Raw genomic sequence first — 16978 nt, forward strand, 5'->3', positions numbered from 1 at the left:
CTTTCTACCATCGCCTTACAGAGTTTCTGGAGGGTCGACCTATGCCGGTCGATCGATGCCAGGTTCGTGAGGTGTTGCATGAGTGTCGAAACAACGGTCGTCGCGGCCAAGCCGGTCATCAACCTGCGCTTGTTCACCATCCGGATCATCACCGCCGTGTCGCTGTTTGCGGTGCTGGGCAAGGCCAACGTCTGGCTCGATACCGCCACCAACAGCATCCTGGCCCTGGGGTATCGGGCCTTGTTGCTGCTGTTGCCGTTGACCCTGCTGGTACTCGGCCGCCGCTCCTTGAGCGTTACGCTGCTGTGCGCCGCCATGGGGCTGGTACTGCTGGCGATCACGAGCAACCAGGGTGTGGTCATGTTTGCCGCGGCGTTGTTCGCCTACGGCATTGCGATTGCCGGTTACCTGATCAAGAGCGAAGCGGCGCAGACCAAGGAGGGCGCCGCCTACAACCGTGTCGCCATGAACATGGGCAGCCTGCTGGCAGGGCTGATCCTGTTGTCGCCGCTGCTGACCCCGACCCTGTTCTTCCTGGGCGCCGCCGGTTTCGTCCTGTTGTGCCTGCCGATCGCCATGGGCGCGACCTTCACCTGTGACCCCGTGGTGGCCCGTCCCGCCAGCCAGGACGGCAGCGGCTGGCGCAACAAACTGCCGTGGGTCATCGCCGGCGTCATCATGGGCATCAAGCTGTTCGGCGTGTTCTCGATCCTGCCACAGGCGATCCTGCTCAAGACCGGCGAGCTGCCGGCCTGGTATGGGCTGATGCTGATCCTCAACAGCGCCGTGGTGGTCTTCGCGCAAGTGCCGGTCATGAAGCTGATCGAGAGCACCGGGCGCTTCAAGGTGCTGACGGTGATCGGCATCATTGTCGGCGGTTTTGCCGTGCTGTCGTCGCCTGCCGCGTTCCACGTCGACACCCTGGTCGGCGCGCTGATCTGGGTGGCGCTGCTGTCCATCGCCGAATGCGCCTTCAGCCACCTCGATTATTTCTCGGTCAAGCAGAACAACATGTTCGTCAAGGAAGTGTCCCTGGGCGTCGGCGCCGGGTTGACCGTGTTGATCATGCGGGTCGCGCCACCGCCCTATAACGCGTTGGTGCTGGCTGCCATCGGCGCTGGCGGGATCCTGGTCTGGTACTGGCTCAACCGGCAATCCATCGCGTCGTTGCACGACTGAGTCATCGCTGTTTCGGTTTTCACTTTGCAAGTCGGGGGCTTTATGAATACGACTTCATGCGTAGTAGTGGTGGGGTACAACGGCAGTCGGGTTCACGATATCCAGAAGCTGCGCGATCTGTGCAAGTCGCTGTACAACGCCAGGCTGATCCTGCTGGTCGAGCAGATCCAGCCCTATGACGATCAGGTGGCGGACCATGTCTGCAGCACTTCGCTGGCCGAGCAGGACGTAGCGGCCTCCCTCGAGCTGGTGGTGGGTTGCCTGAACGCCGATCGCTGGAAACTGATCGGCGTGCTGCCGTTTTCCGACCGTGGCGTGCTGCTCGGTGCGGCGCTGGCCAGTCATTTCGGCTTGCCCGGTATTTCACCCGCCGAGGCCCGGGCGGGGTTGGACAAACAGATTTTCCGCCAGCTCGAAGCTTGCGCCAGCACGGCTCCCGAAGATTACCGGCCGGTGGTTTCCAGCCGTATCGAGAGCCTGCCGGACCTGCGTCAGCGCGTGATCGAGCTGGGCGGCAAGGCGTTCATCAAGCCCGCCTGCGAAGGTGCCAGCCGAGGCTGCCGGGTCATCCGACACCCGTCCGAATGCGACGACGCGTGGCAGGCACTCAAGCCTTATCGCGAGGGGGGCATCGTACTCGAAGAGCTGATCCAGAACGCCCGGGAATACAGCTGGGATTATGTCGCCGGAAGTACCTGGATCACCGAAAAAACCACCACCGAAGGCGCCTACCGCGCCGAGATCCAGCAAGTGGTGCCCGCTCCGTTGGCGCCTGAGGTACAGGCTCGACTGAAGGCTGCCGGCCAGCACATGGCGGGGTTGGTTTCCCAGGACAACGGTGCCTGGCACAACGAGGTGTTCTACCGGGCCAACCATCGCACCTCGGCCGTTGAAACCAACATGCGCCCCGGGGGCATGCACATCTGGGACCTGGCACGTCAGGCATTCGTCGATTTCGACCCGTGGGAGCGCTGGGTGCGCTGGGCCGTGGAAGGCCAGGTCGATAATCGGGAGCCGGTGCCGCGCGGCTACTGCGGCATACGCCTGCTGCGGGCGAGCACGGGCGGCATCCTGCGCGATGTACCGGACATCCAGGCCCTGGCCCGCTCGCTGGACATCGACCTGGTGGAGGCGGTGGTAACCAAGCGCATTGGCGATGCGGTCAGCGCGCTGGTGAAAGACAACTTCTCGTTCATCGGCCACATCGTGTTGTTCAACGAAGACTACACACAGCTCAGCAATGACCTGCTGCGCCTGGCCGAGGCCGTTGAGTCGAGCATCGGGATCAACAGCCTGGCGCCACCTGCACGGATGCTGTGTTGAGCATCAGGGATCAATGTTTTTTGCAGTACTGATCAAGAGGTTTGTTAAATGATTGAGCACATGACCTGTGATGAGCGCTTCATCGCGCTGGCGAAGGAATTCGACTACGACATCTACGGCGAAAACAGCGTGGGCGGGCATTACGCTCCGCTGATTCGTCACCACGACGAGTTGCATATCAGCGGCATGGTGCCGCGGGTGAACGGCAAGATCCAATACCCCGGCCGGGTCGGCCTGGACCTCGAGATGGCGGATGCGCAAGCGGCCGCCAGCCTCTGCGCGATGCGCGGGTTGGCGTTGATTGTCGACGCCATCGGATCGCTGGACAAGATCAAGTCGCTGATCAGGGTCTCGGTGTATGTTAAATCCACCGCGGACTTTGTCGACCTCAGCGAAGTGGCCAACGGCGCCTCGGATGTCTTCAGTCACGTACTTGGCGATGCCGGCAAACATACCCGCACTACCGTCGGCGTTTATCAGTTGCCAAAAAACGCGGCAGTGGAAGTGGACATGATCGTGGCGTTGCGACCCTCTGCCTTATAAGTATGAGTTGTTCGGCTTTACAGGGATTAAATGTTCGCCTAAGGTCGGATAACTCAACTCGGCAGAATAAGTTGGAACCCGAACATGAACAGCGTTCAAGGTGCGTTCTTTTCATATAAGGACTTTCGCCAAAGTCTGATTCAACAACCGCTAAAACCACGGGTGTGGAAGGATGTTGAACTAACGGCTATGCGCAAAAGCCTTGAGGCGAGCGATGTCGATATTGTCGCGCTGGCCCACCACAGTAGCCTCGACGGCTGCTCGCTGACCCCCGGAATGGCCGTGTCCATGCAATGGTTGATACCGGGCGCGGAACTCATCGGCCATGTTCATGCCTGGTGGCACCTGTTCATCATCCAGAGCGGCAACGGCACCTTGACCCTGGGCGATGCCGAGGCCGTGGGCGTAGGCAGTGGAGACGTGCTGCTGGTGCCGGCCTGGACCCGCCACGGCTTCGTCAACACCAGCGCCACCGAGCCGCTGGCCATGCTCAACATCAGCAACATGCCCCAGGCGCTGCTGCTCGCCAACTACAACGACAACGTTGGCCTGATCCCCCGCTCGCTGTAATTTCCCCTCCGTTGCCCACCAGGGAGTCCGCATTCGCCGACTCCCTTTTTCATTTCTGCTGTGCCCGCGATGCCATCTGGCAATTTGCCATCTGTATCGATGCAAACGGACAATTTCTGTATCTATTCAACGCCCGGTCAACTTACTACGATCGCCTGGAATGCAACGGATTTATGTGTTTAGTTCAAGGGAGCGTTCTATGGAAAGCAACAAGCTTAAACTCTATGTGGGTGCGGATTTTGTCAGTGCTTTTGCCATGTCGGCGTTTGTGGCGCTCAAGGAAAAGCAACTTTCATTTGAGTTTGTCACGCTGGGTTTAAAAGCGCGCGAGAACTATCAGGATAAATATCGTGATATTTCCCTGACCTGCAAGATTCCCACCTTAGTTCACGCAGGTTTTGCGCTGTCGGAGTCTTCCGCCATCGCCGAGTACCTGGAGGAACTCGCCCCGGGACATACCAGACTCTTCCCGCAAGACATCCAGCAGCGCGCCCGGGCCCGCCAACTTCAGGCCTGGCTGCGCAGCGATTTGCTGGTGGTTCGCAAGGAGCGCCCGTTTGACCTGGTGTACTTCGGCAAGCAACTCGCGCCGCTCTCCGACGATGCCAGGGCCGCGGTCGAACGCCTGTTTTTCGTCGCCGACCGCTTGCTGGAGGAGGGCGCCGAGCACCTCTTCGGCGACTGGAGCATTGCCGACACAGACCTGGCGATCATGCTCAACCGGCTGGTCGCCCATGGCGATCAAGTCCCGGCGCGGCTCGCGGCCTATGTGCGCCGCCAGTGGGATCGCGACAGCGTTCGGGCATGGATGGACATCGAGCGCAAAGCGCCGGCCATCGCACCCGCTGTTGTTTGAGGCGACTGTCAGGGCAATCACCAGGAGCGCTGCCATGCAAGGACTGTCGGAGCACGAACGCTACAAACCCTATAACGCCCGCACCATTCGCGACACGCCCTATTGGCACAAGCTGACGCCTGCGTTGCAGGAAGCCATGACGGTCGTGGCCCGGGTCATGCCGTTTCGAACCAATGAATACGTGCTGGGGACGCTGATCGACTGGAACAACATCCCGGACGATCCGATTTTCCGCATGACCTTTCCCCACAAGGACATGTTGTTGGCGGAGGAGTATGCCTCGCTCAAGCAACTGATCGAACAGGATGACGCCGCCGCGATCAAGCGGCGGATCGAGGCGATCTGGCTGCGCATGAACCCCCATCCGGCCGGGCAGCTGACGCACAACGGCGTGACTCTCGAGGGCAAAGTCCTGCCGGGCATCCAGCACAAGTACCGCGAGACCGTGCTGTTTTTCCCCGGTGCCGGCCAGACCTGTCACGCCTACTGCACCTTCTGTTTTCGCTGGGCGCAGTTCATCGGTGAGGAAGAGCTCAAGTTCAACGCACGGGAATCCCAGGAGCTGGTCAGCTACCTCAAGGTACACACCGACGTCACGGATGTGCTGATTACCGGGGGCGACCCGATGATCATGAACACCCGCTCGCTGGCAGGGTACATCGAGCCGCTGCTGGATCTGCCGCACATCCAGAACATCCGCATCGGCACCAAGTCGGTGGCGTACTGGCCGCAGCGGTTCGTCAGCGACAAGGATGCGCCCGAGTTGCTGGCGCTGTTTCGGCGGATCGTCGCGGCGGGGAAAAACCTCTCGATCATGGGCCACTACAACCACCCGGTGGAGATCCGCCCGGCCATCGCCCGGCAGGCCATCGAGTGCATTCGTTCCACAGGGGCGACCCTGCGCATGCAGGCACCGGTGATCCGCCATATCAACGAAAATCCCGTCGATTGGGCGGACCTCTGGACCGAAGGTGTACGGCTCGGGGCGGTGCCCTATTACATGTTCGTCGAGCGCGACACCGGCCCCAGCCACTACTTCGCGATGCCGCTGGCACGGGCGTTCGAGATTTTCCAGGCGGCCTATCGCACGGTGTCGGGGCTGGCACGTACGGTGCGCGGGCCGTCGATGAGCACCTTCTACGGCAAGGTCCTGATCAACGGCATCGAGACCGTCGCCGGGGAAAAAGTCTTCGTGTTGCAGTTCCTCCAGGCCCGGGACCCGTTATGGGTACTGCGCACCTTCTATGCGCGCTTCGATCCGCAGGCGACCTGGTTCGACGAGCTGCGCCCGGCTTTCGGCGAACGGGCTTTTTTCTTTCAGACCGAGGCCGAGTTGTTGCTGGCGCCTGCGCCGCAGTTGATACCGGTCCTGCTGCAAACGGCGTAAGCCGACGCTTAATTACTGGGGAGACAAGGACATGAGCGGTATCCCGTTTGATCAGCGCGAAGGATGGATCTGGCTTGATGGCGAGTTCGTCGAGTGGTCCCAGGCGCGCCTGCATGTGCTCAGTCACGGCCTGCATTACGCAAGCACGGTGTACGAGGGCGAGCGTGTGTACAACGGCAAGGTCTTCAAGCTGCGCGAACACACTGAGCGGCTGTATCGCTCGGCGCAGCTGATGGATTTTGCCATTCCCTTCGAACCCGCCGAGCTGGAAGCGGCCAGCCATCAATTGCTGCAACGCAACCAGGTGGGCGACGGCTATCTGCGCCCGGTGGCCTGGCGCGGCAGCGAGATGATTTCCACCTCGGCCCGTTTCAATCGTGTGCATGTGGCGATCGCCTGCTGGCAATGGCCGAGCTATTTCGACCCGGCGGCGCGCATGGCCGGCATCCGCCTGAAGACCGCCGCGTGGCGCCGTCCACCGCCCAGCAGCAGCCCCTTCGAAGCCAAGGCGTCGGGGCATTACCAGATCGCCACCTTGAGCAAGCACGACGCCGAAAACCACGGCTATCACGATGCCTTGATGCTCGACTGGCGCGGGCACGTCGCCGAAGCCACCAGCGCCAATGTGTTCTTCGCCAAGGGGCGGACCTTGCATACGCCAGTGCCGGATTGCTTCCTCGACGGCATTACCCGCCAGACCGTCATCGAGCTGGCTCGGGCGCTGGATTACCAGGTCATCGAACGCACGATCCTGCCCACGGAACTGGGCGACTTCGACGAGTGTTTTCTCACCGGCACCGCCGCCGAAATCACCCCGGTACAGAGCATCGATGAACAGCGCTACCGACCGGGCAACGCCTGCAGTGCATTGATTGCCGCTTACACCTCAACCGTCAACGCCTGATAAACCGCCAGGAAACTCACCATGTCAGACCAAGGGATTGTTGCGTGCACACCTTATGTTTCACTGGGCCATCGCCATGAAGAATTGTCGAGTCGTGGCTGGACGGTGCTGACCCCAGGGGAATTCGCCCACGACGTTACGGGAACACTGCATGAGTTCGGCCCGATCATTCCGCAGTTCAATGGCCAGGTGGCGTTCGCCATCACCCGCAAGCCGGGCTACGAGGACTTGCCGTACTCCCAGAGCATGAACGGCATCGGCCCGCACACCGAAGCGCCGGTGTACGGCCCGCCGCCACGCTACCTGGCGCTGCATTGCCATACACAGGCGACTTGCGGTGGCGGGCATACGGGGCTGGTGGACGGCTATGAGTTCCTGAAGTCGCTCGAGCGAACCGAGCCGGAACTGCGCGAGTGGCTCGATGACACGCCGGTGGAATTCGTCGCCACCGCCAAGCCCGGCGAACCGGCGCAAACCCGTGTCAGGGAATACATCCTGACCCCCACCGAGGACGGCGATATCTTTCGCTTCAGCTACAACCAGTTTCACTACGGCGATGTGAATCCGTCGAAGGAGGCGTTGCAGCAATCGCAGGTGGCCAACAGCACGGCGCCGCTGGCAAAATTTGCCGCGCTGGGCGAAGCCTACTTCCTGGAGCACAACATCCCGGTGCTGATTCCCGACGGGTGCCTGCTGATTTGGGACAACTGGCGGATGATCCATGCCCGCAGTCGATACACTGACCCGGCGCGCAACCTGACCCGCTACTGGCTGGCCTGATTTTTCCGTCGCCCTTCTTTTTTCCGCGTACTCCTGGCGGGTACGCGTTCTACAGGTATTGCGTCATGCAAACAGCAATCGAGATTGCCCAGGTCGATCATCAACTGATCGTGCGGCTAAATCAGGCCTGGACCAAACGCGCCGGGGTGTGTGCGCCGGACAGGGGCCAGGTCAACGAAGTGTTCGACCCGGCACGTCCGGATTACCCGGAGTGCATGGTGCCGTTTTTCCATCACCCGACATTCCAGGCCTTGAGCGACGAGCTCAAGAGCAAGGTGGTGACCTGGGGCTGGATCGGCTACAACCTGCGCACCGTCACCGCCGAGGAGCATGTAGTGAACCCGGCGCTGAGCGTCATCGCCCAGCAGTACCTGGGCAAGGACGACTGGCATTTTCGCGAGGCGATGCAGCAGACCCTGATCGACGAGCACTACCACACGCTCATGCACCTGCGCGCCATCGAGCGGACCAAGCTCGATCGCGCCCTCGACCAGGACCTGGATTTGCCGCCCTCGGTGACCTACCTGCGCCTCAAGGCCCTGCGTGAGGAACTGCTCGAACAATGGCAGCGCGACCTGGCGGCGATTACCTTCGCGGTGGTGGCCGAGATCAGCGTCAATGCCTACCTCGACCTGCTGGCGGACGATCAGACCATCCAGCCGCAGAACCGCCGCGTGGCTGAACTGCACAACCGCGACGAATACGCCCACAGCAAGGTGCTGGCCGAAGTCGCCAAGGTGATGTACGCCAACATGCAGCCCGAACAGCGGGAGTTTTTCGCCCGTCACCTGTCGGTGGCACTGAGTGCTTTCATCGCCCAGGACTACTCGATGTGGGAGGCGATCCTCACGCAGCTTGGGGTCGAGGAGGCCCAGGCGATCATCGCCGACACCCGCGAGAGCAACAAAAACGCCACGATCATGCGCGACTACAGTGGCCTGCATAAGCTGGCGCAGGACCTGGGCATCAGCGAGCAGATCGACTTCGATTTCCGTCCGACCCTCAAAGCCACCGCAGCCGCCTGAACCCGGAGGTGACCATGTCCGTTCCCCTGTACGAAGTGTTCGCCATCCGGGTCGGCGCCAACGCGCAGCGCACCGCCCGGGAGAACTTTCTCTACGATGCCTGCTGCGGCGACCCCAATGCGCCGATGCCCCTGGACTACTACTTCTGGGTGATTCGCAACGAGCATCAGGTCATCGTGGTCGACACCTGTTTTCAACCGGCCACGGCGGACCGCCGCAACCGTCAGATGTATCGCCTGCCGGAGGATTCCCTGCGGCAACTGGACATCGATCCGGCGCAGGTCGAGCACCTGATCCTCACGCACCTGCACTGGGATCATGCCGGCAACCTGGGGTTGTTTCCCAAGGCCACGGTGCATTTGCAGGAAGCGGAACTGCGCTTCTGCACCGGGCCGAAGATGGCCCATCACACCGTGAACAAGACCTACGAGGTGGAGGACGTGATGTCGGCGCTACCGCCGCTGTTCGAGGGGCGCATGCGTTTGCACAACGGCACGGTGGAGGTGCTGCCCGGCGTGACACTGCACGCGGTGGGCGGGCACACACCGGGTAGCCAGGTGGTGCGGGTGCACACCGAGCGGGGCTGGATCGTGCTGGCGTCGGACGCGGCGCACCTGTGGATCAATATTCGCGAGCGCAGCCCGTTTCCGATCATCGATGACCTGGCGCAAAGCCTGGAAGCCTTCAGCGAGATCGATCGCCTGGCCGACAGCGAAGACCACGTCATCCCCGGCCACGACCCGCTGATCGCCGAGCGCTTCCCGCATTGGAATGATGACCCGCATATCATCTGCCTACACCAAAACCCCCAATAACACGCAACCCCTGTAGGAGCTGGCTTGCCAGCGAAGGCGGTGTGTCAGGCACCTCGATGCTGGATGTGCTGACGCTTTCGCTGGCAAGCCAGCTCCTACAGGGGGCGTGTTAAGCCTGGTTTTTGAGGAGGCGGGCCAGGGTTTGCAGCGCCTCATCAATCCTTGGCGAATACGGCGCTCCGCAACCTATGCGCATAAAGTGATGGAAACGCCGGGTGTTGGAAAAGATATCCCCAGGTGAAATCTGGATACCGACATTCAACGCGTCGTGAAACAGCGCCATGGACGAATACTGCGCAGGTAACTCCACCCACAGCAAGGTCCCACCCCGCGGGCTGCTCACTCGGGTACCCTCGGGAAAGTAGCGCAAGATCGCCGCGCTCATCTGCTGGCGCTGCTGGGTCAGGGTGTTTCTCAAGCGCCGCAGGTAGCGTTCATAGGAAGGCGTGGCCATGAACGCACTGACCGCCAGCTGCGACAACTTCTCGCAGCCACGGGTCTGGGTGTGCTTGAGCATTTCCACGCGGTCGTGCCATTTGCCGGCGCTGATCCAGCCCAGGCGCAGGCCCGGGGCCAGGGTTTTGTTCAGCGAAGCGCAATAGATCACGCTATCGGTGCGGTCCCAGTGCTTGAGGGTGGACAGCGGTTGCTCGGTGTCCACCAGGTCGCCGTAGGTATCGTCCTCGATCAGCACCGTATCGTGCTCGGCACAGAGTTTCACTAGCCGCGCCTTGTGAGCGTCGGGCATGATGCTGCCCAGTGGATTGTGCAGGTTGGGCATTACGATCAGCGCCTTGATGGGTTCCGGCCCTTGCAGCAGCTGTTCCAGGGCCGGCAGGTGAATCCCCGCAGGGGTCGAGGCCGGGACTTCCAGCACCCGCAGGTTGAGGCTTTCGAGAATCTGCAACACGCCGTAGAAGGTCGGCGACTCCACGGCCACGGTATCGCCGGGGCGGGTTACGGCGCGCAAGGCCAGGTTGATCGCTTCGGTGGCGCCGTGGGTAATCACGATGCGTTCGGCGCTCAGGTGGGTCTTGGCGGTCAGCATCCGCCGGGCCAATACATTGCGCAGGGCACTGTGGCCGCTGGTCGAACTGCTGGTATCGAGCAGATGCGGGTCCTGGCGCAAGGCCTTGATCATGTTGTCCTGCAAGACCTTCAGCGGATAGAGCGGCGGGGCGCAGTAGGCACTGGCGAAGTTGACCTTGACCGTCGCGCGCTGGCTGGCCTTGAGCACCGCTGACACTTGCTCATGGATGCCGACATACACGCCGGTATCCAGCGGCGCGGGCAGGCTGATCGCAACGGCTTTGCCCGGCGTGTCGGGCTGGCGAATGTAATTGCCCGAGCGCGGTCGGGCTTCCAGTACGCCATAGTCCTCGAGCTCGCGGCAGACCTGCACGGCGGTGGACAGGCTGACGGCGTGTTTTTCCATCATCAGGCGGATCGAGGGCAGGCGCTCGCCGGTTTTCAGGGTGCCGCTGCGGATCGCGTCCAGGTAGTGGTTGGCCAACTGACGGTACAAGGGAAGCGTGTTCATGATGACCTCAGCAGTCGCACCACTGAGGTCTGGGCTGGAAAGTGAGTTGACGCTCCCCGCAGGCGGACCCGTGGTGCAGATGGGTGAAGGGAAGTGTTTTTCTGGCCTTGATACTGGAACACTAAACGCGGTTTCGCTGGAATCGCGGGCAATAAAAAGCCCCGCACGGTGGCGGGGCTCTGATGAAGCGCTGGCGGGTGTTACTGGGCGGCGATGCTGTAGCCGTCGAAGGCGGTCTGCTGTTGCAGGGCGGTGATGATGTTCTTGCGGTTGACCGCTTGTTCGGCGCCCTGGTTGTCCAGGAACGTCTCGCTTTGCAGCTCGGCCTCGTCGCCTTCGCCGACGAAGGTGAAACCGAGGAATTCCAGGGCTTCACGGTCGACGCTCAGGCGCGAGCGCGGGGTGCGCAGCGGCAAGGTGACGCTGATGCCGTCCTTGCTGATGGTGAACACTTCGACTTCTTTTTTCGCCTTGGCGGCCTTGCTCTTGCCGCCGCTCGGGTTGCTGATGGCCTGGTGGGTCTGGTTCAGCACCTTGAGGGCCAGGCCGTAGACGATTTCCTGGAACGCCGGATCGTCCTTGAAGCTGGACAGGATGCGGCTGATCGGGAACTTGCTGCTCAGGTCTTCCAGGGCGGCGATGTCGGCGGCCTCGGCGTCCTTGAGCTGCTTGAGCTGGCCCATCAGTTCGTAGGCCTTGTCGTCGTCGAAGCTGTCGTGGGCCTGGCGGATCGCGGCGCGCAGCTCGCGGATCTGCTCGCTTTCGCGGGTGGATTGAAACGCGTCCAGGACCATCTCGCTGATGGTCTTGGCCTGGGAGACGTGCTGTGAAAGATTGATGGAGTTTTCGTATTCCGCTTTGGACGACAGGGTGACTACGGATTCAGCGGTGTTGGAATCTGACATTGAAATTTCACTACTTCTTTGAACTTGAATAGGGGCGAGAAAGCCCGGGGGCTTTTTCAGGCCGCCTAATCTATTGGACCGGGGCGGCGTTGTCACGGCCCAACAGGCCAACGGACACAATCACAACACACAAACCCTGTAGGAGCTGGCTTGCCAGCGAAGGCGTCACTGAACATTGCGCCTGTCTTTCGGACGCCTTCGCCGGCAAGCCGGCTCCTACAGGGGAATTGGGTGTACGCTAAATCTGTGGCCGACCCAAAACACTGTGGGAACCAGCCTGCTGGCGATGCAGTCACCACGGTCTGTCAGGCCTGCCCCGGTGTATTCAGGTTCATCGATCGCACCGCCAGTGCCGACGCGGTCTGATCATCGATCGGCAATGAAAACCGAAACGTCGCCCCACGCCCCGGCCTGTCGATCAACTGAATCTCAAGCCCATGCAATTGCAGGATGCGATGCACAATCCGCAACCCCAACCCACCATCACGCCGTGCCCCACCGATATTGAACGGACGCAAAAACAGCCCTTCGCGCAACTCCGGAGCAATACCCGGCCCGGTGTCACTGACCGTCACTTCAATGAACGACCCCTGCGGACGCAACCCCAGTTCAATCTCGCCCCCTGGCGGCGTATGGCGCAAGGCGTTGTCGAACAGGTTGGTCAACACCCGCTCGATCAATCCCAGGTCCGCACAGGCCGCAGACACGTTGGGGGCGAACGTGGCCTTCAATTCGACCTGGCGCGCCTCGGCGGTCAATTCGAATTTCTGGAAGATGTCCTGGGCCAGGTCGGTCAGGGAAAACCGCTCCAGCACCGGCTGCACGAAGCCATGTTCCAGCCGCACCAGCTCAAGCAGCGACTGCGCCAGACCGCCAACCTTGCGACTTTGGTCCAGGGCGATGCCGAGATAGCGACGACGGTCGTCGGGTGACAGCGTGGCGTCCTTGAGCGACAGGGTTTCCAGGTAGCCATGCAGCGACGCCAGCGGCGTGCGCAGGTCGTGGGAGATGTTCGCCACCAGTTCGCGGCGCTCCTGGTCCTGGCGGGTCAGGGAGCGCCATTGTTCGCCCAGGCGCGCCTGCATCTGCCGGAACGTGGCGTCGAGTATGGCGATCTCGTCATGGCTGGCGGTTTTGTCCACAGTGACGGGCAGGGCCGGCGAGACCGGGACGCCGTCGATGTCGAACTGGCTGACGGTGTCGGTGAGACGGCGCAAGGGGCGGGTGATCAACGCAAACGCAGTGAGGCCGGCAATCAGGCACAGCAGCGCGACCAGGCCGATGGACAGCAGGGCAGTATTCAGTGCCGCGCTGGTGGCGCCGCGCTCGGCCAGGCGATCGTGGTCTTCACCCAACAGCACCACGTAGAGATAACCGACCGGCTTGCCGTCGACCTTCAACGGCGCGGCGCTGAACACCTTGCGCCCATCGACACTGCGCGGGTCATCGCCGGCAATCGGCAAGGCATCGCCCCGCAGCAGGCGCTGGATCGGCGCCAGGTCGACGCGCTCGCGGCGAATCCGGCCTTCGGGGGCAGCGCTGCCGACAATCTTGCCCTCGGTGTCCAGCAGGTAAACCTCGACGCTGGGGTTGACCTGCATCAGCTTGCTGAACAGATCGCGCACGGCATTGGGCATCAGGCCCTGGGTGTCCATCAGCACCGTGTCACTGGCAATGTGCTGCGCCAGGTCCCGGGACAAGCCTTGCACCACTTCCTGTTCATGCATCTGGTTGGAACGCACCTGCAGCCACGCCGAGGTGCCGCAGCACACCAGCAGCAGCACGGCGAACACCAGGGACAGGCGCTGCGTCAGGGTCAGCCTCATGGCTGCGGCTCCTCCCCGGTGGCGAATTTATAGCCGCGGCCCCAGACCGTGAGGATGCGCACCGGTTGCGCCGGGTCGGCCTCGATCTTGGCGCGCAGGCGATTGATGTGGGTGTTGACGGTGTGCTCGTAGCCTTCGTGGCTGTAGCCCCACACGGCATTGAGCAGGTCCATGCGCGAAAATACCTTGCCCGGCTGGCGGGCGAAAAAGTACAGCAGGTCGAACTCCCGGGGCGTGAGGTCCAGGCGGCGGCCGTCGAGGGCCACTTCGCGGGTGATCGGGTCGATGGCCAGGCCGTCGATGAGCAGGCTGCCGGCGTCCATCTTCAGGTTGCGTGCCATGGCCTCCACCCGACGCAGCAACGCCTTGACCCGGGCCACCAGTTCGAGCATGGAAAACGGCTTGGCCAGGTAATCGTCGGCACCCAGTTCCAGGCCGAGAATCCGGTGCACTTCACTGGAGCGCGCACTGGTGATGATGATCGGCGTATAGCGGGCCATGGCGCGGGCGCGCCGGCAGATTTCCAGGCCGTCGACACCGGGCAGCATCAGGTCGAGGATCAGCGCATCCCAGTTGCCCTGTTGCAGCAGGCGCATGCCTTCAGTGCCATCGGCGCTGTGCACCACCTCGAACTGCTCGTCCCGCAGGTGCAGGCAGATGAGGTCGGCGATATGCAGGTCATCCTCGACCACGAGGATGCGTTTGGTCTGTTCCATCCAGCTCAATCCTTCTGCGCAGGGTGCGTAATGCCACTCACTGTAGGAGCTGCCGAAGGCTGCGATCTTTTGATCTTGTTTTTAAAGATCAAGATCAAAAGATCGCAGCCTGCGGCAGCTCCTACAGTTAAATCAGTCAAGTCAGTGAAGTCCGTCAAGGGCCCATTGTGCGGTTTTTTCGGCGCCCGAGTTATCACGAATTGTTTAACTTCCCGTGAGGATTTGGCGATCACCCAAAGCCTAGGCTGTGTTCCATGAAACACCCCTGGATTTCTGGAGACGAGCATGTTTTCACGACGGCAATTTCTGCTAACGAGCGGCGGGGTGGGGGTGGCAGCCCTGGCAATCGGCCTGTTGCCGAAGTTTTCCACAGGCACGGCCTTGATCAGCGATGCCAGCGCCGCCGAGGCCTTCGAAGTGACCCACAGCGACAGCGAATGGCACGCGATATTGAGCGACGAACAGTATGAAATCCTCCGCGAGGAAGGCACCGAACGCGCTTACAGCAGCCCACTGAACAACGAGCACCGCGACGGCACGTTCGCCTGTGCCGGTTGCCAATTGCCGCTGTTCTCCTCGGCGACCAAGTTCGACAGCCACACCGGCTGGCCGAGTTTCTGGGCGCCGCTGGACAAGGCCGTGGCCACCCGCCAGGACCGTTCCTACGGGGTGCTGCGCGAAGAGGTGCACTGCCGGCGTTGCGGCGGGCATCTGGGCCATGTCTTCGACGACGGGCCGAAACCCACCGGCCTGCGCTACTGCATGAACGGCCTGGCGCTGAAGTTCGAGCCCGGCACCGTCTGAATTTATCTGCATCCTTCTGGAGTTTGTGACATGAAAAGTCTGTTCACCTGGCGCCGTACCCTGTTGGGGCTGGCCGCTGCCGGCATCATCGGCCAATGCTCGGCGTTTTCCCTCGGTGGGGCTGAAGAAGGGGTGCTGCTGCCGCCACCGGCCATCGACGAAACCACCCAGGCCCGCAGCGAAACCGCGGTATTCGCCGGGGGCTGCTTCTGGGGTGTCCAGGGGGTGTTCCAGCATGTCAAAGGGGTGAAAAATGCCGTGTCCGGTTACGCCGGGGGTGCCGCCAATACCGCCCAGTACGAACGCGTCAGCGGTGGCGATACCGGGCATGCGGAGTCGGTGGAAGTGACTTTCGACCCGAGCCAGGTCAGCTACGGCACCTTGCTGCAGATCTACTTTTCCGTGGCGCACAACCCCACCGAACTCAACCGCCAGGGTCCGGACACCGGCACCCAGTATCGCTCGGCGATTTTTACCAAGAGCAGCGAACAGCAACGGGTCGCCCAGGCCTACATTACCCAGCTCGATGCCGCGCGTGCGTTCGACAAGCCGATCGTGACCAAGCTGGAAAGCTTCAACGGTTTTTACCCGGCGGAAGAAGAACACCAGGACTTCCTGACCGAGCACCCGACCTATCCCTACATCGTGATCAACGACTTGCCGAAGGTGGCGCAGCTCAAGCAGCTGTACCCGGAGCGTTATCAGGACAAACCGGTGCTGGTGAAGGCGGGGATGTGACGGCGGTTATCCGCTGATCACATTCTTGCCGGCGATTTTCGACCGATACAGTGCCTGATCGGCCCTGGCCATCAGGCCGGTTTTTTGTTCTTCGTCGAAGCGCTGGACCACGCCGAAACTCATGGTCACCCGAAAGTCGCCTACGGCGGGCAAGTCCGCCAGGCCCTCGCGGATTTTTTCGGCCAGGGTTATGGCCTCGGCCAGCGGGGTGTCGGGCAGGATCACGATGAATTCGTCGCCGCCCCAACGGGCCAGCAGGTCATCGTCACGCACAAAGCGCTGCACACGTTCGACCACCTGCACCAAGGCGGCGTCGCCCAGGGCATGGCCGTAGTGATCGTTGATGGTCTTGAAGTCGTCGATGTCCATGGCGATCAACGACAGCGGCTGTCGAAAGCGCTGGGCCCGCTCACATTCCTGGGGCAGGGTCTGTTCCAGGCGATAGCGATTGGCGATCGACGTCAGGGCATCGGTTTGCGCCAGCCTGCGGTTTTCTTCGAGTTGTACCTGCAGTTGCTGATTGACCCTGGACAGCTCACGGGTGCGTTCTTCGACGATGGCTTCAAGGGACTGATTGCGCCGTTCGAGCGCTTCGAGCAGGCGTTTCCTGTCTTCGATGCTGCGGTGGGCGCCGACCATCCGCGCCACCGAACCGTCGGCATTGCGGGCCAGGACGTGGCCGCGGTCTTCGATCCAGATATAACTGCCGTCGTGGGCGCGGCAGCGGTACTCGGCCTGATACACCGGCGTGTGCTGTTTCAGGTAGTCATCGAACAGGGCCATGACCTGCGGGAAATCATCGGGGTGGATGATGTTTTCCCAGGTCAACGCGTTGTTGTCCAGGGAGTGTGGCGTGTAGCCGAGCATTTCGTACCAGCGGCTGTTGCGGTAGACGAAGCCGGTGTTGGCATTCCAGTCCCAGATGCCGTCGCTGACCAACTCCATGATGGCGTGCAGCATGCCTTCGTTCATGTCAGAGACATTGAACTTCAAGGGCTCGATACTCGATGCCTCTCCCATCGCTGCTCCCCCTGACGCCTGCCTGATAGCAAATGCCCTGCCTAGTC

17 protein-coding genes are annotated in these 16978 nt (G+C 61.8%); 12 read left to right on the forward strand and 5 right to left on the reverse strand.

The window, feature by feature from the left end; genetic code table 11:
- Positions 1 to 78 precede the first annotated feature (78 nt).
- The 10 genes from DKB71_RS05390 to DKB71_RS05435 all read left to right on the forward strand — a co-directional run bounded on the left by DKB71_RS05390 (position 79) and on the right by DKB71_RS05435 (position 9382).
- Complete coding sequence (locus DKB71_RS05390; RefSeq protein ID WP_323605641.1) at positions 79 to 1179, forward strand: hypothetical protein; 1101 nt, start codon at positions 79 to 81, stop codon at positions 1177 to 1179.
- Between the two features lie 42 nt (positions 1180 to 1221).
- Positions 1222 to 2502: an acetyl-CoA carboxylase biotin carboxylase subunit family protein gene (locus DKB71_RS05395; protein ID WP_408599801.1), complete on the forward strand. Its 1281-nt coding sequence runs from the start codon at positions 1222 to 1224 to the stop codon at positions 2500 to 2502.
- Positions 2503 to 2550: 48 nt separating this feature from the next.
- Entirely contained in the window at positions 2551 to 3045 is a 495-nt protein-coding gene (locus DKB71_RS05400; protein ID WP_408599802.1) for a RidA family protein, read from the forward strand.
- A gap of 84 nt (positions 3046 to 3129) precedes the next feature.
- Entirely contained in the window at positions 3130 to 3615 is a 486-nt protein-coding gene (locus DKB71_RS05405; RefSeq protein WP_408599803.1) for a cupin domain-containing protein, read from the forward strand.
- A gap of 199 nt (positions 3616 to 3814) precedes the next feature.
- Positions 3815 to 4471 carry a glutathione transferase gene (gene yfcF / locus DKB71_RS05410; RefSeq protein ID WP_408599804.1) on the forward strand — a complete coding sequence of 219 codons (657 nt, stop codon included), beginning with the start codon at positions 3815 to 3817 and terminating at the stop codon, positions 4469 to 4471.
- 34 nt (positions 4472 to 4505) lie between these two features.
- Positions 4506 to 5858, forward strand: a complete 1353-nt coding sequence (locus DKB71_RS05415; protein ID WP_408599805.1) for a KamA family radical SAM protein — start codon at positions 4506 to 4508, stop codon at positions 5856 to 5858.
- 31 nt (positions 5859 to 5889) lie between these two features.
- A complete protein-coding gene (locus DKB71_RS05420) occupies positions 5890 to 6762 on the forward strand; it encodes a branched-chain amino acid aminotransferase (RefSeq protein ID WP_408599806.1) in 873 nt (290 codons plus the stop codon).
- Between the two features lie 21 nt (positions 6763 to 6783).
- On the forward strand, positions 6784 to 7542 hold the full coding sequence (locus DKB71_RS05425; protein ID WP_408599807.1) for a TauD/TfdA family dioxygenase: 759 nt from the start codon (positions 6784 to 6786) through the stop codon (positions 7540 to 7542).
- Between the two features lie 65 nt (positions 7543 to 7607).
- On the forward strand, positions 7608 to 8567 hold the full coding sequence (locus tag DKB71_RS05430; protein ID WP_408599808.1) for a diiron oxygenase: 960 nt from the start codon (positions 7608 to 7610) through the stop codon (positions 8565 to 8567).
- Positions 8568 to 8581: 14 nt separating this feature from the next.
- Positions 8582 to 9382: an N-acyl homoserine lactonase family protein gene (locus DKB71_RS05435; RefSeq protein WP_408599809.1), complete on the forward strand. Its 801-nt coding sequence runs from the start codon at positions 8582 to 8584 to the stop codon at positions 9380 to 9382.
- A 109-nt stretch (positions 9383 to 9491) separates the two neighbouring features.
- Here the strand turns inward: DKB71_RS05435 and DKB71_RS05440 are convergent, their stop codons facing one another.
- The 4 genes from DKB71_RS05440 to DKB71_RS05455 all read right to left on the reverse strand — a co-directional run bounded on the left by DKB71_RS05440 (position 9492) and on the right by DKB71_RS05455 (position 14369).
- Positions 9492 to 10922, reverse strand: a complete 1431-nt coding sequence (locus DKB71_RS05440) for a PLP-dependent aminotransferase family protein (RefSeq protein ID WP_408599810.1) — start codon at positions 10920 to 10922, stop codon at positions 9492 to 9494.
- 200 nt (positions 10923 to 11122) lie between these two features.
- Positions 11123 to 11827 carry a hypothetical protein gene (locus DKB71_RS05445; protein ID WP_274073898.1) on the reverse strand — a complete coding sequence of 235 codons (705 nt, stop codon included), beginning with the start codon at positions 11825 to 11827 and terminating at the stop codon, positions 11123 to 11125.
- Between the two features lie 305 nt (positions 11828 to 12132).
- On the reverse strand, positions 12133 to 13653 hold the full coding sequence (locus DKB71_RS05450) for a sensor histidine kinase (RefSeq protein WP_408599811.1): 1521 nt from the start codon (positions 13651 to 13653) through the stop codon (positions 12133 to 12135).
- Entirely contained in the window at positions 13650 to 14369 is a 720-nt protein-coding gene (locus DKB71_RS05455; RefSeq protein ID WP_274073896.1) for a response regulator transcription factor, read from the reverse strand. Before DKB71_RS05455 ends, DKB71_RS05450 begins: the two co-directional genes overlap by 4 nt.
- A 285-nt stretch (positions 14370 to 14654) precedes the next feature.
- Here DKB71_RS05455 and msrB point away from each other — a divergent pair, with 285 nt between their 5' ends.
- The gene (msrB, locus tag DKB71_RS05460) at positions 14655 to 15173 is read left to right on the forward strand and encodes a peptide-methionine (R)-S-oxide reductase MsrB (protein WP_408599812.1); all 519 of its coding nucleotides are present in this window, start codon (positions 14655 to 14657) and stop codon (positions 15171 to 15173) included.
- 30 nt (positions 15174 to 15203) lie between these two features.
- Positions 15204 to 15911 (forward strand): peptide-methionine (S)-S-oxide reductase MsrA, encoded by a 708-nt coding sequence (msrA, locus tag DKB71_RS05465; RefSeq protein WP_408599813.1) that lies wholly within the window; start codon positions 15204 to 15206, stop codon positions 15909 to 15911.
- A 6-nt stretch (positions 15912 to 15917) separates the two neighbouring features.
- On the opposite strand, the gene DKB71_RS05470 is transcribed toward msrA, so the two are convergent.
- Positions 15918 to 16931 carry a diguanylate cyclase gene (locus DKB71_RS05470; protein ID WP_408599814.1) on the reverse strand — a complete coding sequence of 338 codons (1014 nt, stop codon included), beginning with the start codon at positions 16929 to 16931 and terminating at the stop codon, positions 15918 to 15920.
- Between the last annotated feature and the right edge of the window lie 47 nt (positions 16932 to 16978).

This window comes from Pseudomonas sp. PLMAX (assembly GCF_046042685.1).
In the GTDB taxonomy this organism is placed as follows: domain Bacteria; phylum Pseudomonadota; class Gammaproteobacteria; order Pseudomonadales; family Pseudomonadaceae; genus Aquipseudomonas; species Aquipseudomonas putida_AE.